Origin of the sequence: Vibrio sp. PID23_8 (assembly GCF_003584965.1) — a bacterium.
Classification (GTDB): domain Bacteria; phylum Pseudomonadota; class Gammaproteobacteria; order Enterobacterales; family Vibrionaceae; genus Vibrio.
The window spans coordinates 1-22479 of sequence record NZ_LIXE01000001.1; the positions used below are offsets into that span (position 1 = coordinate 1).

Annotated in this window: 18 protein-coding genes and 1 pseudogene; 9 read left to right on the plus strand and 10 right to left on the minus strand. The window is 44.8% G+C overall.

Translation table 11 applies throughout. From position 1 onward, the window contains the following. Nucleotides 1-92 precede the first annotated feature (92 nt). Complete coding sequence (locus AK966_RS00005) at nucleotides 93-812, minus strand: GntR family transcriptional regulator (RefSeq protein ID WP_119463543.1); 720 nt, start codon at nucleotides 810-812, stop codon at nucleotides 93-95. Nucleotides 813-1315: 503 nt separating this feature from the next. Here AK966_RS00005 and AK966_RS00010 point away from each other — a divergent pair. The 4 genes from AK966_RS00010 (at nucleotide 1316) to AK966_RS00025 (ending at nucleotide 5477) form a co-directional block, all read left to right on the plus strand. Further along, nucleotides 1316-2287: a tripartite tricarboxylate transporter substrate binding protein gene (locus AK966_RS00010; protein ID WP_099078810.1), complete on the plus strand. Its 972-nt coding sequence runs from the start codon at nucleotides 1316-1318 to the stop codon at nucleotides 2285-2287. Nucleotides 2288-2521: 234 nt separating this feature from the next. After that, nucleotides 2522-3016 (plus strand): tripartite tricarboxylate transporter TctB family protein, encoded by a 495-nt coding sequence (locus AK966_RS00015; RefSeq protein WP_172438089.1) that lies wholly within the window; start codon nucleotides 2522-2524, stop codon nucleotides 3014-3016. 20 nt (nucleotides 3017-3036) lie between these two features. Further along, nucleotides 3037-4563, plus strand: a complete 1527-nt coding sequence (locus AK966_RS00020) for a tripartite tricarboxylate transporter permease (RefSeq protein ID WP_099078808.1) — start codon at nucleotides 3037-3039, stop codon at nucleotides 4561-4563. 143 nt (nucleotides 4564-4706) lie between these two features. After that, nucleotides 4707-5477: a sulfite exporter TauE/SafE family protein gene (locus tag AK966_RS00025; protein ID WP_119463299.1), complete on the plus strand. Its 771-nt coding sequence runs from the start codon at nucleotides 4707-4709 to the stop codon at nucleotides 5475-5477. A gap of 99 nt (nucleotides 5478-5576) precedes the next feature. On the opposite strand, the gene AK966_RS00030 is transcribed toward AK966_RS00025, so the two are convergent. Together AK966_RS00030 and AK966_RS00035 are read right to left on the minus strand one after the other, a co-directional pair. Next, entirely contained in the window at nucleotides 5577-6548 is a 972-nt protein-coding gene (locus tag AK966_RS00030) for a TAXI family TRAP transporter solute-binding subunit (RefSeq protein WP_119463300.1), read from the minus strand. A gap of 208 nt (nucleotides 6549-6756) precedes the next feature. Next, entirely contained in the window at nucleotides 6757-8277 is a 1521-nt protein-coding gene (locus AK966_RS00035) for an aldehyde dehydrogenase family protein (protein ID WP_119463301.1), read from the minus strand. A gap of 241 nt (nucleotides 8278-8518) precedes the next feature. Between AK966_RS00035 and AK966_RS00040 the strand changes: the two genes are divergently transcribed. Next, on the plus strand, nucleotides 8519-10285 hold the full coding sequence (locus AK966_RS00040) for a sigma-54-dependent Fis family transcriptional regulator (protein WP_119463302.1): 1767 nt from the start codon (nucleotides 8519-8521) through the stop codon (nucleotides 10283-10285). Between the two features lie 73 nt (nucleotides 10286-10358). Here AK966_RS00040 and AK966_RS19850 read toward each other — a convergent pair whose 3' ends face one another. Then, on the minus strand, nucleotides 10359-10496 hold the full coding sequence (locus AK966_RS19850) for a hypothetical protein (protein WP_172438088.1): 138 nt from the start codon (nucleotides 10494-10496) through the stop codon (nucleotides 10359-10361). 337 nt (nucleotides 10497-10833) lie between these two features. Between AK966_RS19850 and AK966_RS00045 the strand changes: the two are divergent. Then, nucleotides 10834-11396, plus strand: a pseudogene (locus tag AK966_RS00045) (hypothetical protein). A gap of 36 nt (nucleotides 11397-11432) precedes the next feature. Here the strand turns inward: AK966_RS00045 and AK966_RS00050 are convergent. Beyond that, nucleotides 11433-12953, minus strand: a complete 1521-nt coding sequence (locus AK966_RS00050; protein ID WP_119463303.1) for a DUF1254 domain-containing protein — start codon at nucleotides 12951-12953, stop codon at nucleotides 11433-11435. A 271-nt stretch (nucleotides 12954-13224) separates the two neighbouring features. Here AK966_RS00050 and AK966_RS00055 point away from each other — a divergent pair, with 271 nt between their 5' ends. After that, nucleotides 13225-13431: a hypothetical protein gene (locus AK966_RS00055; protein ID WP_099078802.1), complete on the plus strand. Its 207-nt coding sequence runs from the start codon at nucleotides 13225-13227 to the stop codon at nucleotides 13429-13431. A gap of 89 nt (nucleotides 13432-13520) precedes the next feature. On the opposite strand, the gene gnd is transcribed toward AK966_RS00055, so the two are convergent. The 5 genes from gnd to AK966_RS00080 form a co-directional block, all read right to left on the minus strand. After that, nucleotides 13521-14969, minus strand: coding sequence for a decarboxylating NADP(+)-dependent phosphogluconate dehydrogenase (gene gnd, locus AK966_RS00060; RefSeq protein ID WP_099078801.1), 1449 nt, complete (start codon nucleotides 14967-14969; stop codon nucleotides 13521-13523). A 40-nt stretch (nucleotides 14970-15009) separates the two neighbouring features. Then, a complete protein-coding gene (pgl, locus tag AK966_RS00065; RefSeq protein WP_099078800.1) occupies nucleotides 15010-15726 on the minus strand; it encodes a 6-phosphogluconolactonase in 717 nt (238 codons plus the stop codon). Then, nucleotides 15723-17225, minus strand: coding sequence for a glucose-6-phosphate dehydrogenase (gene zwf / locus AK966_RS00070; protein WP_182852537.1), 1503 nt, complete (start codon nucleotides 17223-17225; stop codon nucleotides 15723-15725). Before zwf ends, pgl begins: the two co-directional genes overlap by 4 nt. 616 nt (nucleotides 17226-17841) lie before the next feature. Next, on the minus strand, nucleotides 17842-18528 hold the full coding sequence (locus AK966_RS00075; RefSeq protein ID WP_099078798.1) for a response regulator: 687 nt from the start codon (nucleotides 18526-18528) through the stop codon (nucleotides 17842-17844). Beyond that, the gene (locus tag AK966_RS00080) at nucleotides 18525-20144 is read right to left on the minus strand and encodes a sensor histidine kinase (RefSeq protein ID WP_119463305.1); all 1620 of its coding nucleotides are present in this window, start codon (nucleotides 20142-20144) and stop codon (nucleotides 18525-18527) included. The genes AK966_RS00075 and AK966_RS00080 overlap by 4 nt, the downstream gene beginning before the upstream one ends. A 536-nt stretch (nucleotides 20145-20680) precedes the next feature. On the opposite strand from AK966_RS00080, the gene AK966_RS00085 reads away from it, so the two are divergent. Together AK966_RS00085 and AK966_RS00090 are read left to right on the plus strand one after the other, a co-directional pair. Continuing rightward, nucleotides 20681-20908 (plus strand): hypothetical protein, encoded by a 228-nt coding sequence (locus AK966_RS00085; RefSeq protein WP_099078796.1) that lies wholly within the window; start codon nucleotides 20681-20683, stop codon nucleotides 20906-20908. 142 nt (nucleotides 20909-21050) lie between these two features. Beyond that, a complete protein-coding gene (locus AK966_RS00090) occupies nucleotides 21051-22478 on the plus strand; it encodes a TolC family protein (protein WP_119463306.1) in 1428 nt (475 codons plus the stop codon). Nucleotide 22479 lies beyond the last annotated feature (1 nt).

The window sequence follows — 22479 nt, forward strand, 5'->3', positions numbered from 1 at the left end:
GGGTTGATGGTGCCAACAATTTGTAGCGGATCGTTTTGCTCAACGGCGAGCCGGAATTTCGCCCCTGGTGATAAGCTCATGACAATTTCCTTCTAGTCTTGTTCTATCTCTAAACGTTCTGAATGTGAAATATGTTGTTCGATCAATTTCCTGCTACCTGAGATGTGTCTTCTCATCAGCATTTCTGCCAGCTCCTCATCACGATTGCGAATGGCTTGGAGAATAAATTCGTGCTCAATAAGCGCTTCATTGGGACGAGACTGAGCTCGAGGAGATTGGTAGCGATACATGCGCAGTAAGTGGTACAGCTCATCGCAAAGTAATGAGATCAACTTACTGTTTCGACTCGCTTTTATGATACAATAATGAAAGTCAAAATCGCCATGCTGGTGAAAATAAGACGCGCCCTCGACATTATCAATGTGCTTTGAATGCCTCGACAGTAACCTCTCCAAGTTTTGCAGTTCTTCTTGAGTGATGTAACGCGCCGCTAGCCTCGCTGCCATCCCTTCTAATGCTTCTCGAACCGAATATAATTCAATCAGCTTTTCGGGAGAGAAGGTAATCACGCGAGCGCCGACATGGGGAATGCGTTCAATCAGCCCTAACCCTTCTAAACGCATCATGGCTTCACGTAGAGGACCTCGACTAACCTGATATTGCTTGGCCAGTTCTGGCTCCGAGATCTTGGTACCCGGCGGTATATCACCATTGACGATGGCTTCAACAAGAGAGCTCATCAACGTTTTAGATTTTGTTCTTTCTTTCTCCAAAGTTGCCGATTTTTGGCGAGGCTTTAATTCAATATTCATGTCCAGGAATTCACGCTTACGACACCAGAGTGCCAACAATCTCTTAACTTAAATGTAAAATAACCGATTGCATTGTCTACAAGCAAGAAGATTGTCGACAATTTAGACTAAGGTATAGGTTCCTAATGACGATAAGTGGAAATAAACCGCATATTAATCATCAAATTTCGACAACGAAAAACAAGTTGTCGACAATCCAACCATGATACCTGGGTGTTTAAGGCCACTTCTAATTTCGATGTAAATGGCTCAAACACCTTTTTACCGATCATTTTTTACTCTCAAATGCTTTTTCTATATTCAGTTCATCATGTACAAGACTGTGAACTTTATGAACAAAACTTTGATTATGCCCAATATTCTCTTTATTTACGCATTAGAGACTTCCCATTAACACCTTATTAACCTTCAACCCATCGATAACAAGGTCCCCTACTTCGTTAAACGACCACATAATAAGACTCTTCAAAACAGTAGAGTCACCTACATAAGGAACGTGAAACATGTTAAAGGTACTCAAACCAACACTTGCTGCATCGATCATTGCTGCCTCTTTTTCTTTCAACACTTTCGCTGCTGATGTCGAGAAAATTCATTTCCTCATTCCTGGTGGTGCTGGCGGCGGTTGGGATATGACCGCTCGTGGCACTGGTGATGTACTTGTAAAATCGGACATCGTTGAGAATGTTTCATTTCAAAACCTCTCTGGTGGAGGCGGTGGTAAAGCGATCGCCCACCTGATTGAAACCGCTGAGCGTCAACCAGACACCCTGATGGTGAACTCTACGCCTATCGTTGTACGCTCACTGACGGGTATTTTCCCACAATCATTCCGTGACCTGACCCCTGTCGCTGCGACTATCGCAGACTACGGTGCTATTGTCGCGCCTGCCGATTCGCAATATAACTCTTGGGAAGACGTGGTTAGTGCATTCGAATCTAACCCACGTAAAGTGAAGATCGCCGGTGGCTCTGCAAGGGGTTCGATGGATCACCTTGTGGTCGCAGCGGCATTTAAAGGCGAAGGTTTTGACGCACGTAAAGTACGTTACATCGCTTACGATGCAGGCGGCAAGGCGATGGCTGCGCTGCTATCTGGTGAAACTCAACTGCTTTCAACCGGTTTGGGTGAAGTACTTGAGATGTCGAAATCTGGTCAGGTAAAGGTACTCGCAATTACGGCACCAAAGCGTCTAGACGCAGCACCAGACATCCCAACGTTAACAGAATATGGTAATGAGACCGTGTTTGCTAACTGGCGTGGATTCTTCGCAGCCCCAGGGACGAGCCAAGCCAAACTAGACGAATGGAATGCGGCTCTGACCAAAATGTACAACACGGACGAATGGCAAGTAGTGCGTGACCGCAATGGTTGGATTGACAATTACAAAGCGGATAAAGAGTTCTTCACGTTCCTAGAAGAGCAAGAGCTGCAAATGGGTGACCTAATGCGCGAGCTAGGTTTCCTGAAATAACAGCAACTCTTAATCCGAGTTACGGGGCTAACCATCCTTAGCCCCAGTTATATTTGCACTCTTATTTTAGCCGTATATGGGCATCGTCGGACATTCGACATGTAAAAACTCCTTTGTTATTAATTCGCAAGCACTAAGTCATTCGACTTGTAGTGATGCTCTTAATTGTTAATGGCTTACCTTTCTTCATTAACGCTCATATACGGCCTTTCCCTGATGTTCTAGGAGTTGGATATGTCTCATTCAACCAATCTTTTTACCAAAGAATACTTGCTCTGCCGTGACCGTGTAGGCGCGATGATCTTTTTAATTTTTTGCCTTTGCTACGGCTATCAAACGTCGCAAATTCCGTTATTCCCTGGTGATGAATACGAACCGTTCACTGCACGGACACTTCCAACCATTCTGACTTATGCTGGTATCACTCTATCTTTGATGCTGCTTGTCACTGGCCAACCAGACAAACAAAGTGGTGCAGTCCTGTCTTTTAATTGGAAACTACTTATCGCCTTCCTCGTATTGATGGCTCTATACGGCCTTGGTCTAACGTACCTTGGTTTCGTATTAGCAACGGGCTTTTTCCTGTTAGCTAGTTTTTATTTACTTGGCGAACGACGTAAACCTGTGCTGTTTGGTGCCTCATTCCCATTCGTTATTGCGTTTTATTTATTGCTCACTCAAGGTCTCGATATCTACCTTGAGCCTGGCCTGATTTTTACCATCTGGTAGTCAAAAGAAAGGACTGAATTATGTTAGATGGAATTCTACAAGGTTTATCCACTGCGGTTATGCCAATGAACATCATGATGGTGATCGTGGGCTGTTTCGTCGGTACTTTCATCGGAATGTTACCGGGCCTTGGCCCAATTTCTGCTATCGCCCTGATGATCCCGATAACTTACGGTTTAGATCCGTCATCCGGTCTGATTTTGATGGCTGGCGTGTATTACGGTGCAGTATTTGGTGGTTCAACGTCTTCAATTCTTATTAATGCGCCGGGTTGTTCATCCACGGTAGTCACCGCGTTTGATGGCTATCCGATGGCGCAAAAAGGTCAAGCAGGAAAAGCGCTGGCACTGGCGGCGTACTCTTCTTTTACTGGTGGCACACTTTCCGCCATTATGTTGCTTGTGGCCGCTCCGGCGCTGGCGAAAGTTTCATTGAGCTTCCAGTCCTCAGACTATTTCGCGCTGATGTTATTGGGCTTATCTGCCGTTGCCGCGTTTGCGGGTAAAGGTCAAGTCATTAAAGCTTGGATGATGACCATTCTTGGTCTGATGTTGTCTACGGTTGGCATCGATAAAGGCGTAGGTGTTGAACGTTTCACCTTCGGCATGACTGATCTGATGGATGGTTTTAGTTTCTTGCTATTGGCGATGGCGACATTCGCACTAGGTGAGACCTTGATGGGCATTTTGAAGCCATCAAACGACACTCGGGATGAGGAGCAACAGAAACTAAGTAATATTGGCTCGATGAAGGTAACAAAAGAAGAAATCAAAGAAGTCGCACCGGTCTCTATTCGCTCTTCCATTCTCGGCTTTTTCACTGGCGTTCTCCCGGGCGCAGGTGCAACCATTGCCGCCTTCCTGAGCTACGGCCTAGAGCGCAACCTCGCGCCAAAAGAGAAGAAAGAAGAGTTCGGCAAAGGTAGCATTCGTGGTCTAGTGGCACCTGAGTCAGCGAATAATGCGGCATCAAGCGGTTCATTTGTGCCACTTCTTACGCTTGGTATTCCAGGCTCCGGTACGACGGCAATCATGTTAGGAGCGCTTATCGCTTACGGCATTCAACCTGGCCCTCGTTTGTTTGTTGAACATCCAGATGTATTCTGGTCAGTGATTATCTCCATGTACTTTGGCAACATCGTACTGGTTATTTTGAACCTACCACTGATCCCTTACATCTCCAAGCTGCTGGCGGTACCAAGAACGGTGCTTCTGCCAATGATTTTGTTCTTCTCAATCACAGGCGTGTATCTGGTGTCGTTCAATACCATGGATGTATTTGTGATGCTTCTCGTGGCAATGACCGCGATCGCTTTGAGGCTGGCTAACTTCCCTCTCGCGCCTCTGTTGCTTGGTTTTATCCTCGGTGGATTAATGGAAGAGAACTTACGCCGCGCGTTGATGATTTCTGACGGTGAATTGAATTTCCTATGGGAGCGTCCAATCACACTAACCTTCACAATACTTGCTGTGTTAGTCCTTGGCAGCCCGTTGTTTGTAAAGTTAGTTCAAAAACTGAAAGCCCAACCTGAAAAGGTAGAGCAATAAAAAGTCTATTTTCCTTCAAGATAGACCTTTGAAACCAAGCCACCCTCTGCGGTGGCTGTTTCTTTGGCTAATCACTGCTTCCTTTATTCTCTCGACCAAAGTATTGTTAACATCCTGACAACAAACAATTTAAAGGACGATTCATGCTGCTGGAATTTGCACTTTTATTTGCTGCGGGCATCCTCGGCGGGGTCATTAACTCGGTAGCGGGTGGTGGCAGCTTTATCACTTTTCCAGCATTAATGGCGGTAGGTGTACCTCCTATCACGGCGAACGCAACGAACACCTACGCCTCTTGTGCTGGCTATATCAGTGGTGCAATCGGTTTTCGTGAAGAAATCCTCAAGAACAAGCATGAGCTAGGATTTACCGTTTCTTTCAGTTTAGTTGGTGGTGCCGTCGGCGCATTTTTGCTTCTCAACACGCCAGAATCTATTTTTCTTGAAGCTATACCTTGGTTACTATTGTTTGCGACGGTGCTTTTTCTCACTGGCTCGCATCTAACCGCTGCCATCAAATCATTCACCAAAGGAAGTAAGCATGCCGGAGTTGTGGGTGTAATTGCTTTGAGCTTACTTCTGATTGGCGTTTCTGCTTACGGCGGGTTCTTTAATGCTGGATTAGGTGTCATCGTCTTGAGTTATTTGGTGGTTGCAGGACATCAAGACATCAACTTAATGAACGGTCTTAAACTGCTGGTTTCGACCTGTGTATCCCTGATTGCTATTGTTATTTTTATTTCCAACGGTTCGATTGATTGGACCAAAGGCAGCGTCGTGATGGTTGGTACTTTAGTCGGTGGTTACTTAGCTGCACGCGTGTCCCGACAGCTACATCCTCGCTATGTAAAAGGTTTTGTCGCGATCTCCTCTATGTTAATTACCGCCTACTTCTTTGTTGATGTTTATACCTGAGTGCCAAAGCTCGCTTTACTCATTGAGGTTCTGCTTAGCGCTAACAAACAAAAACGTCATCGCAAATACGATGGCGATTTTTATTGGCGGCATGTGGCGTTACTTAATCAACCCCACTTCTTTGTAGTACTTCTCAGCACCTGGATGAAGGGGTGCAGATAAACCATCTTTCACCATCTCTTCTTTCTTTAAGTTAGCGAATGCCGGGTGAAGACGTCGGAAGCTATCAAAGTTTTCAAATACCGCTTTCACAACGTTGTACACAACTTCATCTGGCACTGCCGTAGAAGAAACAAATGTTGCGCCGACACCAAAGGTTTGAACATCATCCGGAGAGCCACGGTACATACCACCAGGTACAGTTGCGAGACGATAGAAACTATTGTCTGAAACTAATTTATCTACTATCGGCCCCGCAACAGTTACAATCTCACTGTCACAAGATGTCGTTGCCTCTTTGATTGCACCACTTGGATGACCGACGGTATAAATCATCGCATCAATTTTATTATCGCACAGCGCTTTGGATTGCTCTGCCGCTTTTAATTCAGACACAAGTTTAAAATCATCATAAGTCCAACCATACTCTTTCATCAGCACTTCCATCGTGCCACGTTGACCCGAACCCGGATTACCAATGTTTACTCGCTTGCCTTTTAGATCATCAAACGTATTGATGTTGGCGTCTTTACGAGCCACAACGGTAAATGGTTCAGGGTGAACAGAGAACACCGCTCGCAACTCTTTAAAAGGTCCGTTATCTTCAAACTTGCTCGTTCCGTTATAGGCATGGGATTGCCAATCTGACTGTGCGATGCCTAAATCTAGTTCGCCAGCACGAATAGTGTTGATGTTGTAAACGGAACCGCCCGTACTTTCTACCGAGCAACGAATGCCGTGATCAGCACGCGATTTATTGACTAAACGACAAATTGCACCACCTGTTGGGTAGTAAACGCCAGTGACACCGCCCGTACCGATAGTAATGAACGTATCTTTTGCAGAAACTGAAAAACTTGTACTTAATGCAGCCAAAGAAGCCGCGACAACAATTTGCTTGAGCTTTAACATTGAACGTCCTTTTCCTTAGTTTATGGACACGTAAGTATAGCAAGCGTTAACAAATTGATAATGTCAAAGATCACATCCTGTGAATAAGAGTCAGACTCTGGAAAGCATTGATCAGTAAGAAATTACGAATACTCGTTCTCCCCTCCACTCCATAAAAAAAGCCCCGAACGTTCGGGACTTTTTTTGTTGTCTTGAAAAGACTGCTAGTTTAAAAAAATCCTAGCGGATTGACATCGTAGCTGATCAATAGATTCTTGGTATTCTGGTAATGGTCTAGCATCATCTTGTGCGTTTCTCGGCCGATGCCAGATTTCTTGTAGCCACCAAACGCTGCATGCGCTGGGTAAGCGTGGTAGCAGTTGATCCAAATACGTCCTGCTTCGATGTTACGGCCCATACGATAAGCAAGGTTCTGGTCACGCGTCCATACGCCGGCACCCAGTCCATACTCGGTGTCATTGGCAATCGCCAGCGCTTCCGCTTCATCTTTAAAGGTCGTGACGGCTATAACTGGACCAAAGATCTCTTCCTGGAAGACACGCATTCCGTTATGACCTTGCAATAACGTTGGCTGAATGTAGTAACCTTGCTCAAGATCGTTTTCTTGTTTCGCCACATCCCCCCCAAATACCACTTTCGCCCCCTCTTGGCGGCCGATTTCTAGGTAACTTAGAATTTTATCGAACTGCTCTTGTGATGCTTGAGCACCAACCTGAGTGTCGGTATCTAATGGGTTTCCTTGCTTAATGGTTTTAGCACGCTCTGCGACTTTGGCAATGAACTTGTCGTACACTGATTCGTGCACCAATACACGTGATGGGCAGGTACACACTTCGCCTTGGTTAAAGAACGCAAGCAGAGTGCCTTCAATACATTTATCTAGGTAATCATCTTCGTGATCGAAGACATCTGGGAAGTAGATGTTTGGTGACTTACCGCCGAGCTCGACTGTCGATGGAATGAGGCTCTCTGCCGCACATTTAAGGATATGGTTACCCACTTCAGTTGAGCCAGTAAATGCTAACTTGGCGATTCGGTTACTGGTGGCCAATGCTTGCCCTGCTTCTGAACCAAAGCCGTTGACCACATTCACCACACCAGCAGGTAGAAGATCACCAATCTTTTCCATCAGAACCAGAATCGACGTCGGTGTTTGCTCGGCAGGCTTGAGCACTACACAACAACCTGCTGCAAGCGCTGGAGCAAGCTTCCACGCTGCCATCAGCATTGGGAAGTTCCAAGGAATGATCTGACCTACCACACCAATCGGTTCAGGGAAATGATAACTTGCAGTATGTTCATCGAGCTCAGCTGCACTGCCTTCTTGAGCGCGTATACAACCTGCGAAGTAACGGAAATGGTCCACAACCAAAGGCAGATCCGCCGCTAACGTTTCACGGACTGGCTTACCGTTTTCCCACGTTTCTGCCACCGCGAGCTCTTCTAGATTCTGTTCAATACGGTCAGCAATTTTAAGCAAAATGTTAGCACGCTCAGTAACGCTGGTTTTCGCCCATTGTGCTCTGACACCATGCGCAGCATCTAATGCGAGGTTAATATCCGCCTCACCAGAACGAGCGACCTTACAATACGTCTGACCATTGATTGGCGAGGTATTGTCAAAGTATTCGCCACTAGCAGGTTTTACCCATTCGCCACCGATGTAGTTATCGTAATGTGATTTGAAATTAACGATGGCATTGTCACTACCTGGTTGTGCATAGATCATAACTCTTCCTTTTGTTCTCGTTCAGTTTTTAGTTTTATACAGCAGAGTGTTCAACTCCTTGTAAGAACAACACTCAAGTCACATGCCAACAATACACACCTTGTTGTTAATTAAATGTAAAACTATGATTACCAAGCGATAACAAACCAAGTGAGTGATGTTTGAGCGCATGTATGGTGTGAACACCAGTGTTCAAGTGTTCCAAAATGGCACACCCTCACTGTGACAAAATGGTACAGTCATGGAACTTCAACACATTACCAATAGCAACTGGCTTTCAACTTCATGGGATAGAAGCGAACAAGCCGGTTTAAAACAGCGACGTCGCCCAGACGATATTCGTGTCACCTCTGCATTTCTGCAAGACAGACGCCACCAACTCAACTTCTTAATCGATTCTGTAAAGCAATTCGCCTTACCTTTGTTTAATCAACTGTTCGCCCATAGTGATAGCCGACTGATACTGACCGATGCCGAAGGCGTGATCATCGGCAGTTGGGGGCAACCCAAATTTCGTGAAAAGTTAACGGAAATTGCTCTCAGTTCTGGTGCGTGCTGGCAGGAAAAACTCAAAGGCACTAACGCCATTGGCACTGCATTGGTGGAAGCAAAACCGGTTTCGGTTATTGGTGACCAACATTTCATTCAGCATCATCGTTTTATCAGTTGTTCGGCCAGTCCTATCTTTGATCATTTGGGACATTTAATCGGTGTACTCGATATCACTAGTGAGCAAAAGAAACACGACTTTTCTACCCAAGTGCTCGTACAGAACATGGTTCAACAAGTGGAGAACCAACTTCTCAATCAAATCCCTCAAGGACATACTCGAGTGGATATTGCTTGCGAACAGGGGCTGCTCAATAGTGGGTGGCAAGGCATTATCATCGCCAATCAGGAAGGGCAAATTCTCGCGCACAATCAAGTTGCGTCACAGTTGCTTGACCAAAAGAATGTGGTTGGACAATCACTTGAGGCGATTCTAGATAGCTCTTCGAGCAATCAGGCTCTCGTCTTCAAAACTCAACCGCTATCAGAAAGAAAAACTCAATCACGTTCAATTTCTGCATCGAATGATCTCCACTATGGCGATACCAATGTCGAGCATTGCTGGCAACAAGCGAACCGCGTAATTGATAAAGACATTAGCTTGCTGATCCTAGGTGAAACCGGCGTTGGTAAGAATGAGTTCGTTAAAGCCCTACACAAAAACAGTGTGAGAAAAAACGGGCCATTAGTCTCAGTAAACTGTGGAGCACTGCCTAAAGATTTAGTGGAGTCCGAGTTGTTTGGTTATGTTGCTGGCGCCTTCACTGGAGCAAACAACAAAGGCTATCAAGGTAAGATTCGCCAAGCAGATAAAGGGGTGTTGTTCCTGGATGAGATTGCTGATTTGCCGCTGGAAGCACAGACCCGTTTACTGCATGTTCTGCAAGACAAAACCGTGCTGCCGATAGGCTCTAACCAAACGATTCAGGTCGATACGCAAATTATCGCTGCGACACACAAAGATCTAGAGCAGCTAGTTACAATAGGGGCATTTCGTCAGGATCTCTACTATCGCCTCAATGGTTTGATTATCGAGTTGCCACGCTTTGAAGATCGCAGTGACCAACTTGCATTAATAGAAAATATTCATCGTCGCCACTCGCCATCTGAGCAGACTATCTGCCCTCATCTAGTGTCTTTACTGCTTAATTATGTTTGGCCGGGTAATTTACGTGAACTAGACAGCCTACTCAAAGTATCTACCTTAATGGCGGAAGGTGAACCGCAATTAACACTGGGCCATGTACCCACTCATCTCGCGAACAAACTGAGTCAATGCCGAACAACTCAAGCCGTTACCGATGCTCAAGAAGCCGACATGCGTACGACAGTCGAAGATAAACTGGTCAAGACTTACCAAGCCACTCAGGGCAACATCAGTAAGACGTCACGTATGCTCGGCTTGAGCCGCAATACCATTTATCGCAAGCTCAAAACCCTTGGTATATTGAAATCGTAGCATTGGGATCACGAGTGCCAAGGAAATAAAAAAGAGCATCGCATTGGGTGCTCTTCTCATTTTGAAGCCGAGTTTACAATCCGCCCTCTTGCTGCGCCTGTTTTACTAATGCCTGACGTTGAGCTTCCGTTTCTAATATCACTTCATTTTCCTTGTGCGTTTCCTGATCCAAATCTGCTGGAATAAAAACAAAGTACTTGTTAAGAGTCATCGCTAGAACCTCAATTAATTGTGCTAATCACCTTCTTGGCAAACGTAAACAATCTCAACTTTCGTTGATTCCTTGTTTGCAGGCTTTAAAAAATAGTGGATACTGGTCTATCAAACATCCTCCGCATGCCGCTAATTATAGGATGAGATCAAAGGCTTACCTAATACTCTTATTCCTCTTTTATGTAATCTTAGTTTTGCTATCAAAGCGATTACCGTAGTCATCAAGATATTAACTCTATGTCACAAAAGGAAAAATCATTGATTCTTTTATTGGAACAGAGGATGAGACACGTTGATACTTAAGACGCTAATTTTGGGCGAACTGACTCCATGAAATCACTTTCGATTTAAATTTATATCGCTTTCTCCACCTGTTGAACCAACAAAAATCACAAGTCAAAGTGTGCCATACCTTGGACATAAGCAAAGCAACCTTCAATCGCCAGTTGCTGAATGTCGTCAGCATTTTGACAACGAACTATTCAATGTAGAAAAAGCATCTATACACCAACATTACTTTGCCAGCAGCTCTGTGAAATAGAAAACTCGCAGACGGTTCGCGTATCGATGGGGTGTTGGATGTCAGTGCTTATTATGAACGAGTACGAAAAAACACTGGGATCACGTTAGAGCAAAAGTTCACGGTTTCATCCATGACCTTGGCCCTCGACTGCGTAAAAGTCAGCCCGTATGTGTTTGTGGGGATGTACCTTGATGACAGCTCGATTCCTGAGGGTATTTTCCGTATTCCATTGTTGTTTAATGGTAAACAAATGATTTTGATGTAGGCATACAATATCATCGCGCTTTCTATCAGCACCCTATCATCGATCAAGTGGAAACTTTTATTAGACAGGCACTGCATCAAACTAATTTACAGCCAAAAAAGCCGATCTGAAACAGATCGGCTAATGACTTATTACTTCACCAAAACTTACTTCACTTCCGTAATGTCACTTGGCTTCCAAGTGCCGTTGTACCAAGGTTCTAGAGGACCATACATGCGCAAGATACTAAACCACCCTTTGTTTGGAACCGTTTGAATCCAGTTTGCTTCTTTACCCTTCGGTGCGGTTGGACCAAAGTACAAATCAACAGAACCATCGGTGTTTTCTACCATCTTGTCACGCTTATCGTTCTTACTTGGGAACGGTTGACTAGTTTGTAACTCCGAGCGTGTTTGAGGGTCATAAGCCACCACCGACCAGAAGTTCTTCGCTGGTGCGTTCGCCGGAATCGTCAGTTTGTAGTTTTTACCACCATCAAAAAACTCACCTTCTGCAGTTTTATCAACAATGGCATACTGAGAGCCTTTGCCAATCATCTTAAGCGCCATCGCTGGAGTGTTTACCGTTGCCATGTAGAAAAAATAAGTACGCGCATCCAGATTGCGCCCGCCTTTACCTGCATCAATGAGCCACTGATAATCTTTGCCGATAAAAGCGGTTTTCCAGTTACGATCGTCCCAAATGTACGCATTTCCTGTGCGTGGGTTAAACATCAAAGCACGCGCTGTTGCGTTACCAATCGCAGCACCATCTTTCAGAATCTTCTGCATACGCGCATCAGGTTTGAACGGCTTACCTTTTTGAATACCTATTGTCGCAATCAAACCGCGCATTTCTGGGTCGATAAACTCAATCGGCTCTTTATCCATCACTGTTTTGATTTCATCGTAAAAATGCTCATTATTCGCATGGATAGTGTTAAACGATTTACCGCTGCCGGAGATGAACTCCATCTTAGGCTGATCGCCTTTCTTTGACAGTGGGTAGATCTTCAACCCTGTATGGTATGCATTGACCGCTGCGTCAGTCTTCCCGTCTTTCAAGAAACCACGCGCGATAAACCAGTTCACGTAGCTTGTTGATTGTGCTACGTGATAGCCCTCTGGTATTTCGCCTTCATAGTTAGGCGGTAAAATTAGGTACTTCCCCCCTTCACCTTTGTCTGGGCCAACCACCCCCATATCGGTCACAAAACGGAAAAAGGCATCATTAATCGTTGTTGGTCCCATTCCTGGTGGGATTTCAACCACCGTTGGGCCATCTCGTTCTAAATCCAAAAAAGCCGATGCATAAACGGTGTCAGTGTTCCCTGTCAAAAACAGCGGATTGGAATCCATCAAATTATCGAACAACATAACCTGATTAGACTGGGTAATTCCCATTTCTTCATGCCCAAGTCTCAATGCTTCTAACGATGCCATAGGAATCGCATTCATAAACACTTCTGTCGCACGCATGGTATCTAAATGGTTATATAGCTTCTCAGTGGTTTGCTCACTTGGTACACCATCATTGAAGTTTAAAGTACCAATGCTGGTTTCCACCTTATCTGGCGTCATAATGCCCTGTGGAATATCCGTGTTGTAATTGCTCGTCGCCGCCATGGCAGACGATGAAATCAATAAGCTTGTAAGCAATACAACACGTTTAAGCTGAGTTTTGAGCATAAGAGTTTCCTGCGGTATCAGTTGGGATACATTAACTCTAGCTAAAACTAGAAATCATTTTTGATTTTCTCAAAGCTCAAAAATGCCAACGAACACATTAGGCAATGAAACACATAAAAATCCACGACAAAAGCTGTCGAACAGGTCAACATTTAACCTTTTTTGAGAAATCTTTAGCCTGATTTTTGGGTATTTTTCGGGCAAAAAAGAGACCATCGAAATGCGGTGTTAAATCACTCTTGTTTCTACCCGCTAAGATTTGGGAGGCGTTATGAAAAATATTAAACTCGGTCATGTTATGTCATTCAGCAGAATGTTTTCCTTCATTGCCTTTCTGACAGCCACATTCGCTTGGGTATTAAGTATGTATGCCCTCTTTACGGTTTCCGTTGTGACGCTCCTCGTCAGCGGACTACTCTACTTGAATGACAAATTCGGTTCTCACCACAAAGGCAATACAAAAGAAAAGAGTGCATAAGTACTCTTAGAGTTTCTAGTAAACAGGCAATAAAAAAAAGGATGCCAGTTGGGCATCCTTTTGTATTTCGTCAGTTTTAAAACTACGAATTATACGTCGTAAGTGGTAGACGCTGTGTTACCGCCTGTACCCGTCCAGTTTGTGTGGAAGAATTCACCACGTGGACGGTCAATACGCTCGTATGTGTGAGCACCGAAGTAGTCACGTTGAGCTTGAAGCAGGTTCGCTGGTAGACGCGCTGTTGTGTAACCGTCTAGGAAAGATAGCGCAGAAATCGTACATGGCATTGGGATACCAGACTCTAGAGATTTCGCTGCTACTTTACGCCATGCCGCTAGGCTGCCTTGTAGAATGTTTTTGAAGTACTCGTCAGAACCTAGGAATGCGATATCTGGGTTCGCTTCGTACGCATCACGAATGTTGCCTAGGAACGCAGAGCGGATGATACAACCACCACGCCACATCAGTGCTACGTTACCGTAGTTTAGGTCCCAACCGTTTTCGTTAGATGCTTCGCGCATTAACATAAAACCTTGAGCGTAAGAGATGATCTTAGATGCTAGTAGCGCTTGACGCAGTGCATCAACCCACTCTTGCTTATCGCCTTCAACTGGTGTGATTGTCTTGCCGAATAGAGACTCAGCTTCAACACGTTGGTCTTTCAGTGCAGATAGGCAACGAGAGAACACAGACTCAGAAATAAGCGTTAGTGGAATTCCTAGGTCTAGTGCGTTGATACCTGTCCATTTACCCGTACCTTTTTGGCCTGCAGTGTCTAGGATCTTCTCTACTAGTGGTTCACCGTCTTCATCTTTGTAGCCTAGGATGTCAGCCGTGATTTCAACAAGGTAGCTGTCTAGCTCAGTCTTGTTCCAATCAGTGAATACCGCTTGCATCTCGTCTGCAGACATACCAAGACCGTCTTTCATGAACTGGTAAGCTTCAGTGATAAGCTGCATGTCACCGTATTCGATGCCGTTGTGTACCATCTTAACGAAGTGGCCTGCACCATCGTTACCAACCCAGTCACAACAAGGTTCACCAGCGTCAGTTTTCGCAGAGATACCTTGGAAGATTGGCTTAACCGCTTCCCAAGCTTCTGGAGAGCCGCCAGGCATGATTGAAGGACCAAAACGCGCACCTTCTTCACCACCAGACACGCCAGTACCGATGAAGTGAATGCCTTTCTCACGGCAGTGTGCTACGCGGCGATTTGTGTCTGGGTAGTTAGTGTTACCACCGTCAATGATGATGTCGCCTTTGTCTAGTAGAGGGACTAGAGCATCGATGAAAGCGTCAACCACATCACCTGCACGAACCATCAGCATCACTTTACGTGGTGCTTCTAGTTTTTCTACCAAGTCTTCTAGCGAGTATGCGCCAATGATGTTGGTGTCTTTTGCTGGGCCATCTAGGAACTCGTCGACTTTCGCGGTAGTACGGTTGTACGCCACTACTTTGAAGCCATGATCGTTCATATTTAGGATAAGGTTTTGACCCATTACAGCAAGGCCGATTACACCGATATCACCTTTCATTGTTTCTCTCCAATTGTCTTTTCTTCGACTAGCGACTGCATTACGCGATTTTTGCCGCTGCGTCTAAATCTAAATACCATTCCGTCAGACCCGCTTTCGCTTGGATCTTCGCTGCCGGATATGGGAGGTCTTGTGCTGGTGAACTATTGATTTCTTCAACAATGTTTGCTTTACCTGCGCCAAGTACCAAGTAACTGATGCGCTTCGCTGCTTCTAATACACGTGCCGTTTTCGATACGCGAATCTGACCAGATTCAGGGTGAGAAGCCAATACTGATAGGTTCTCATCATCGTAGTTTGTCTGATCTGGGAACAGAGAGGCGGTATGACCATCTGCGCCAACGCCAAGCAAGATCCAATCAAACACTGGTGTGCCATTTTCCGTTGGAATCACTTCTGCCATCTCTTTCGCAAAACGCTCTGCTTCTGCTTTTGGCTCTTCTTCACCACGAATGCGGTGGATGTTCTCAGTAGGAATAGCGACCTGACTAAACAATAGTGTATTCGCTTCACCGTAGTTGCTTTCTGCATCATCCGGTGCAACACAGCGCTCATCCCCCCACCAGAAGTGTAGGTTTTGCCACTGAATTGACGTCGCGTAAGCCTCTGTTGCCAGTAGCTTAAACAGCATTTTAGGTGTGCTGCCGCCAGAAAGGGAGATATGAACAGGTCGGCCCATTTCGCTAAACGCTTTCATGTCGTTAGCAAGGCTTTCTACTACCTGCTCTGCTGTTTGGTAGATCTTGTGGTTGATCATAGTTCGCAGTAGTCCGTATCAGTTAAGTTTTTACAAGGGAAACGCCAAGCTCGGTTAGCTCGCTGTAGCAAGTCGTCCGCTTCTTTTGGTCCCCATGTGCCACATGCGTATCCAAATAGCGCTTGTGGGTCTTGCTTGAAATCAAGAATGGGTTGCACGTATTGCCAGCACGCTTCAACCGCATCGCTACGAGCAAATAGCGTTGCATCACCGTTTAGTGCATCTAAAAGTAGACGCTCATAAGCAGTCAGCATTTGGGTTTCTTGCAGGTCAGCGTAATGGAAGTTCATTTTCACTTCTTTTGCTTTAAAACCTGCACCTGGCTCTTTCAGACCAAAGCTCATTTGGATGCCTTCGTCTGGCTGAATACGAATGATCAGCTTGTTTTCTGGTGCGTTTTGACCAAACACTGGGTGTGGTGTCTGTTTAAAGTGGATAACCACCTCAGTTACTCGAGTAGGAAGACGCTTACCTGTTCGTACGTAGAAAGGCACGCCATTCCAACGCCAGTTATTGATGTAAGCTTTCAGACCAATGTAAGTCTCGGTACGAGAATCGTCTGCTACGCCGTTTTCTTCACGGTAACCCGGTAGGTGTTGACCACGAACTTCAGAAGCGGTGTATTGACCCAGAACAAGGTCATTGCGTAGCGCGTCTTCATCCAGTGGTTTAAGACATTGAAGCACTTTCACCACTTCATCACGCATGGAGTCAGCGTTGATCTGAGCTGGTGGCTCCATGCCTACCATTGCGAGTACTTGTAACAAGTGGTTTTGGAACATGTCACGTACCGCGCCTGAACCGTCGTAGTAACCGCCACGCTCCTCTACGCCTAAGAATTCTGCGCCTGTGATTTCCACGTAATCAATGAAGTTACGGTTCCATAGCGGTTCAAACATCGCGTTAGAGAAGCGAAGTACAAGAAGGTTTTGAACCGTTTCTTTGCCTAGGTAGTGGTCAATACGGTAGATCTGATGCTCTTGAAAGTGTTCGTGGATTTCTTTGTCTAGAATGCGCGCTGATTCAAGATCGTAACCGAATGGTTTCTCGATAATCAGACGTTTCCAGCCATCTTCCTCGTTATTCAGATTGTGTGCTGCTAGGCTTGCAGGGATCACGCTGTATAGGCTTGGAGGCGTCGCAAGGTAGAAAAGTGTATTACGTTGTTCGAATTGGTATTCGTCTGCCAGTTGGTCTAAACGAGTCACCAACTTGCTGTAATCTGGTGTGTCAGAAGTATTGATTGCTTGGTAATGCAGGTGATTGATAAATGCATTAAGCGTTTCTGGCTCCGTTTTCTCCATGTCCTGCAGCGATTTCTTCAGCTTTTCTCGGTAAGAATCGTCGCTGTATTCAGTACGACTAACGCCTAGAATGGCAAAATTATCTGGAAGCTGTTTGTTCGCATAGAGGTGGTATAGAGCAGGAATTAACTTACGGTATGTAAGGTCACCTGAAGCACCAAAAATAACGATGCTGCTGTTTTCTGGTATTACCATCATCTTTCCCTTAAAAACGAGGTACTTATAGTGCGCCTGGATACGGCTAAAAGGATTGAGCCAACCCTATCAATGGCACCTCAAAATAGAAAATTGGTCTTACCTATTTCGTTGATAGATAAAGCCTATAGACCGAAATAACTGTCACTGCTGAGAGCCTTAAACATAGCTTGGATTTCAGCATTTTCTGGTGACTTCGGACACTTATGTCTCTAGAGTACAACCTTGCACTCTGTGGAGGAGATTTCCGACACGGGGACGTATTGTCTACGACTATTTGATTTACATCAACACTTGCTAGTGCAAACGATTAAATAATTTCCATAAAATAATATAAGTAATTGAATCATAAGCAACATCCAACTTTCTCAATATGGCAAAAATTGCGCAAAAGCGCTAAGGTGACGGTTTATTGTACGATAATGACAATCCATCACATCACCCATGCACACTAATAGAGAAAAATAGCCCTACTTTGTTCTGACTGAGAACGGCGCCTAACTAAAATTAGTCGAGAACTCAATGACCACTTTCAAATCATTCACAAATCAAGGTAGGAAAGACAAAGCAGAGGCCCATTTGAACCTCCGCTTTTCTTTCACCTTAAAGATACCCGTTACCGCATCACCTTCCTATAGCAACGCTCGGGCCGCCCAACAGTGCCATAGTTTAGGTCCGCTTCTAACTCACCAGAGCTAATTAAGTATTCCAAATAACGTCTCGCCGTTGTGCGACTTGCACCAATCTGCTCACCGGCTTCATCTGCGGTAAACATTTCATCTCCCGCAAACAAAGTGCTAATCTTATCTAACGTTACACCATCAATGCCTTTTGGTAAGCGCTGAGACGTAGTGTCCGTTGCAATACTTGATTGCAGCATTTTGTCGACCAAGTTCTGATCTACTCTTTCTGCCACATCTAATTGCTGTCGTTGGGAGACGTACTTTTGCAGCGTGGCTTCCAGTCTCGGGAACATCACCGGCTTTAGCAAATAATCGACCACCCCACCTCGCATTGCCTGTTGCAATGTTGCCACATCTCTAGCGGCCGTGATCAAAATAACATCACAGGTTTGCTTGTTTGCACGCAACGTATTTAAGATTTCAAGCCCCGTTCCATCAGGGAGGTAGACGTCCATCAATAATAAATCAGGCTTTAACACTTCTAGCTGCAACTCTGCTTCCATTCGCGTTGTTGCTATGCCCACCACGTCTAGGCCTGAAAGCTGACTCAGGAATTTATGGTGTAGCTCTGCAATCGCAATATCATCTTCGATGATCATGACTCGCGTTGCCATATTCATATTTGTTCTTCCTTTGGCAAATATACGGTAATTCTCGTTCCATGCTCTGTATTTGGTAGCATCTCAACGTAGCCGTGATAACGTATAGTCAGTTGATTCACAAGGTGTAATCCAACACCTCTGTTCTGACGCGACTTAGTTGACACGCCTTTTATCAGCAGCTCTTTCGGTTCAATATCTTCTGGTAAACCACAACCTTGATCGAGCACTTCCAAAATAACTTCATTTCCATAATCGCTCACTGATACTTCAATGATTCTTCGATCCTTGCCGAGCGGTGACTCAGTTTGAATCGCAGTCATCGTAGCGTCAAATGCGTTATCGACGAGGTTGCCAAGAATGGTCACTAAATCTTCTGAGTTCAGCCACAATGGTAATGACTCTAAGCGGCTGCCCTCTTCGACCACCAGCTGCAACCCTAATTCGCGAGCGCGTTCAATTTTGCCTAACAACAAGCCCGCAAGTAGCGGATCTTTAATCGTGCCACGTAAGAATTCGATCATCGCTTGATAGTGCGCCGTTTCTTGGCCAATCAGCTGTTGCACCGACTCAAGTTCACCCATTTGAATCAATCCACTAATGGTGTTGAGCTTATTTCTGTGTTCGTGTGTCTGTGAGCGAAGTAAGTCCGCATACTCTTTGGTTTGCGACAACTGCTCGGTGAGTTCGTTGATCTCATCGCGCAGACGAAAACTCGATACGGCACCCACGATTTTTCCATCTACGTAGATCGGTGAACGGTTAGCAATCAAGAGCTTGTGATTAAGGAAGATCTCGATATCATGATCTTCTTGTCCCGTTTCCAGCACCGTATACAAGTCACTGTCACGGAGTGTATCAGTCAAAGGCTTATTCAGCGCAACGTCTCTATCAATACCCAAAATCTGACAAGCGCTGCGGTTAATAGAACGCAACACACCTTGCGCATCAATGCTCAGTACGCCCTCTTTGATGGTGCACATCGTGACATCGAGCTCACCATACAAACGACCAATTTCTTCTGGTTCAAATCCTAAGATCGCTCGTTGGAATTTATGCGAGGCATAATTAGAAACAATCGCATTGGCAGCAACCACGACTAATGCCATTAAAATAAGGAAAGCAAAAAATGGTTCAATACGATCTTGCAGTCGCTCTAACAGATAACCAACCGATACCACACCAATGATGTTACCTTGCGCGTCAAAAATCGCCGCTTTACCACGTACAGAGTACCCCAATGAACCTTGAGCAGTTGAAATGTACGAAAGCCCCTCCACCAGCGCTTGTTGGTTGTCGCCACCTTTCATTGGCTTGCCTACGCGTTTGTCTATCGGGTGAATCAATCGAACGCCATTTTTATCACCAATAACGATAAATGCAGCGCCTATCGCATCCGCCATATCCCGAAATCTCTGTTGGTATGGGTCCGCGTTTTGCGATTCGATCATCTCTCGAACAATATGAGAGGTAGAAAGGAAACGAGCCACTCCAAGTGCTTTCTCGCCCATTTCCTGTTCTTGGTCATACTTGAGGTAAGTAAAACCTGCCGCAACCAGGATAAGAAGCTCGATCAAGCCCGAGAGCGTCATAATAATAAGCATGCGCTTGCGAAAGCTGATCGTACTCCAACTCATTGCTCTTTCCCTTAATCTCTGAATACTTCCCTATTTATCGCTAAATTAACACTGAGTTTACACAGTGGCTTACATCAAATGATAAATCTGTGAACAAACGAATCAAACGCTGTGCTTTATGGTCAATATATATACCCAAGTAACCTCAAGATGCTGGATTCAGCGAGAATGACTTAGATATAAACGCCGTGAAACATCAAATCCCAATCATAGCGCTAGCCAAATGGTCGTATTAACTATTTAACTCGATACATCATTTGCCACCTGTACCTTGATCTTTGTCACGTCAAAATTAGCGAATTTTTAGGCATTTCGGGGGGTTAGGTCGTATAATTTTTAGTCAAAGGCGTCATTCAGAGCTTCGAATAAAAAGCAGCTAAATAGGAAGCCTATTTAATGCTCAACATATTCACTAGGTAATTCAAAAAATGACATAATAGCAATAATACCTTTTTTATGACAAACGCTTAACTACCAACTGCTGCTGTATAGCTATAAACAAAGATGCACTTATAGTTACAAAGGAATATCAAAGCATGGAACGAGATACATTTGGAATTTGCCTTAATAAGGCTATGCTGTCAGAAAATATGTATTCAACGTTTACCCACGTCAGAGCTTATGAAAAAAGCGAAGTTAGCCCATACGACCTTAAAGTGCTGCTTTCCTTTCCTCAAATGAGTGGTAAAGACTTACTGAATACGATTCGTGGCTCTCGTCAACTCGAGTGGAGAGCTGAGTTTTATTGCCCTTCAATAAAATAGCCCCTAACTGACCTATTTGCCCATTTGCCCTCTACACTAGAAAGAGGGCGCAACCCAATCCCTATTAATTCCAAATTAACTACTTAACACTTACTATTTATTACCTTATATTAGAGTTATTACTCTAAACGAAGGGATGACTATGACACAATATGGAAAGTTTTGGATTTTAAGTCTTCTTAGTAGTTCTATTTCCTTTGCCTGCCAAGCAGCTCCAATTACATTCAGTGATGCATGGCAGTTATTGTTAGAAAACAACTACTCTATAAAAGCAAAGCGTGCCAACGTAGAAAATTACGAGTATCAGCAAAATGCGACAGATAACTTGAATCTTCCTCAGGTAAGTCTTAGTGCTAGTTACACTCACTTGGATAACGATGTCACCCTGTCAGGCCAACAGATATTCGACAGTACTGGGCAAAAAATTAGCGTTCCACCGGAGTTTCTACCGATAGTTGAGCCTGTGTTCAATACGCTAGCAAATACCACCTCAACCATCACTGAGCGTGATATTTTTTCTTCTTCTATCCGGGCAATCTGGCCAATTTTTACCGGAGGCCGTATTGATGCAGCTCAATCAGCGGCACAAGGTAAAACCGATGAGGCGAAAAGCCAACTAGCGATGGAGCAGCAGGCGCGCTTCGAAGATCTTGCAAAATACTATTTCTCAGTGGTGCTCGCCAAAGAAGTGCTAACGACACGTCAAGCCGTTGAGAAAGACTTAGAAAAGCACCGCGACTTCGCACTAAAATTGGAAGAGCAAGGTCAAATCTCGCGAGTTGAGCGCCTTCAAGCTGAAGCATCCCTCGACAAAGCAAAAGTCGACACTCGCAAAGCAAACAGCGATTTGGTCATCGCTCAATCAGCGTTGGGTAAGATTTTAGAGCAAGTTGGCTTGGTTGAACCTTCTGAGGCTTTGTTTATAAATAAACAACTTCCTCCTCTTAACGCATTTATTGATCAAACACTACTTACCTACCCTGGTTTAGATTTACTCGACGCGAAGCACAAGCAGGCATCTAGCTTGCTCAAAGCAGAAAAGGGCAAATATTATCCAGAGGTTTTCCTATTTGGTGATTACAACTTGTATGAAGATGATTCCCTCGCGAGCCAAATGAAGCCAGATTGGCTAGTGGGCGTAGGGGTGAACATACAACTGATTGAATCATCGGGTCGTAGTGAACAAGTTAAAGCCGCGCAGAGCATGATCAGGCAAGTGAACGCACTAAAATCACAGGCGAAACAGGACCTTTCTTTGTTGGTACAAAAAACCTATCTCCAAGCTCAACAAGCCATTGATGAAGTGGAAGGCTTGGAGTCCAGTATACGACTCGCCAACGAAAATTTACGCCTTAGACAAAAATCTTTCATACAAGGTCTTGCCACTTCGCTCGACGTTGTTGACGCTCAACTCTTTGTCGCGAGTATCAAAACTCAACAATCAACAGCACGTTTTCAATATTTAATGTCGTTAACCAAACTATTAGCGCTTAGCAATGAAATGAATAGTTTTAATCAATACCAAAGCACTGCACATTCATCAACCTCAACAGATAAGAAGGTCAAATAGT

What these genes read in the sequence shown, in the direction of transcription:
- AK966_RS00005 (WP_119463543.1), bottom strand. Translation starts at nt 812, where the DNA reads ATGAATATTGAATTAAAGCCTCGCCAAAAATCGGCAACTTTGGAGAAA.
- AK966_RS00010 (WP_099078810.1), top strand. Translation starts at nt 1,316, where the DNA reads ATGTTAAAGGTACTCAAACCAACACTTGCTGCATCGATCATTGCTGCC.
- AK966_RS00015 (WP_172438089.1), top strand. Translation starts at nt 2,522, where the DNA reads ATGTCTCATTCAACCAATCTTTTTACCAAAGAATACTTGCTCTGCCGT.
- AK966_RS00020 (WP_099078808.1), top strand. Translation starts at nt 3,037, where the DNA reads ATGTTAGATGGAATTCTACAAGGTTTATCCACTGCGGTTATGCCAATG.
- AK966_RS00025 (WP_119463299.1), top strand. Translation starts at nt 4,707, where the DNA reads ATGCTGCTGGAATTTGCACTTTTATTTGCTGCGGGCATCCTCGGCGGG.
- AK966_RS00030 (WP_119463300.1), bottom strand. Translation starts at nt 6,548, where the DNA reads ATGTTAAAGCTCAAGCAAATTGTTGTCGCGGCTTCTTTGGCTGCATTA.
- AK966_RS00035 (WP_119463301.1), bottom strand. Translation starts at nt 8,277, where the DNA reads ATGATCTATGCACAACCAGGTAGTGACAATGCCATCGTTAATTTCAAA.
- AK966_RS00040 (WP_119463302.1), top strand. Translation starts at nt 8,519, where the DNA reads ATGGAACTTCAACACATTACCAATAGCAACTGGCTTTCAACTTCATGG.
- AK966_RS19850 (WP_172438088.1), bottom strand. Translation starts at nt 10,496, where the DNA reads ATGACTCTTAACAAGTACTTTGTTTTTATTCCAGCAGATTTGGATCAG.
- AK966_RS00050 (WP_119463303.1), bottom strand. Translation starts at nt 12,953, where the DNA reads ATGCTCAAAACTCAGCTTAAACGTGTTGTATTGCTTACAAGCTTATTG.
- AK966_RS00055 (WP_099078802.1), top strand. Translation starts at nt 13,225, where the DNA reads ATGAAAAATATTAAACTCGGTCATGTTATGTCATTCAGCAGAATGTTT.
- gnd (WP_099078801.1), bottom strand. Translation starts at nt 14,969, where the DNA reads ATGAAAGGTGATATCGGTGTAATCGGCCTTGCTGTAATGGGTCAAAAC.
- pgl (WP_099078800.1), bottom strand. Translation starts at nt 15,726, where the DNA reads ATGATCAACCACAAGATCTACCAAACAGCAGAGCAGGTAGTAGAAAGC.
- zwf (WP_182852537.1), bottom strand. Translation starts at nt 17,225, where the DNA reads ATGGTAATACCAGAAAACAGCAGCATCGTTATTTTTGGTGCTTCAGGT.
- AK966_RS00075 (WP_099078798.1), bottom strand. Translation starts at nt 18,528, where the DNA reads ATGAATATGGCAACGCGAGTCATGATCATCGAAGATGATATTGCGATT.
- AK966_RS00080 (WP_119463305.1), bottom strand. Translation starts at nt 20,144, where the DNA reads ATGAGTTGGAGTACGATCAGCTTTCGCAAGCGCATGCTTATTATTATG.
- AK966_RS00085 (WP_099078796.1), top strand. Translation starts at nt 20,681, where the DNA reads ATGGAACGAGATACATTTGGAATTTGCCTTAATAAGGCTATGCTGTCA.
- AK966_RS00090 (WP_119463306.1), top strand. Translation starts at nt 21,051, where the DNA reads ATGACACAATATGGAAAGTTTTGGATTTTAAGTCTTCTTAGTAGTTCT.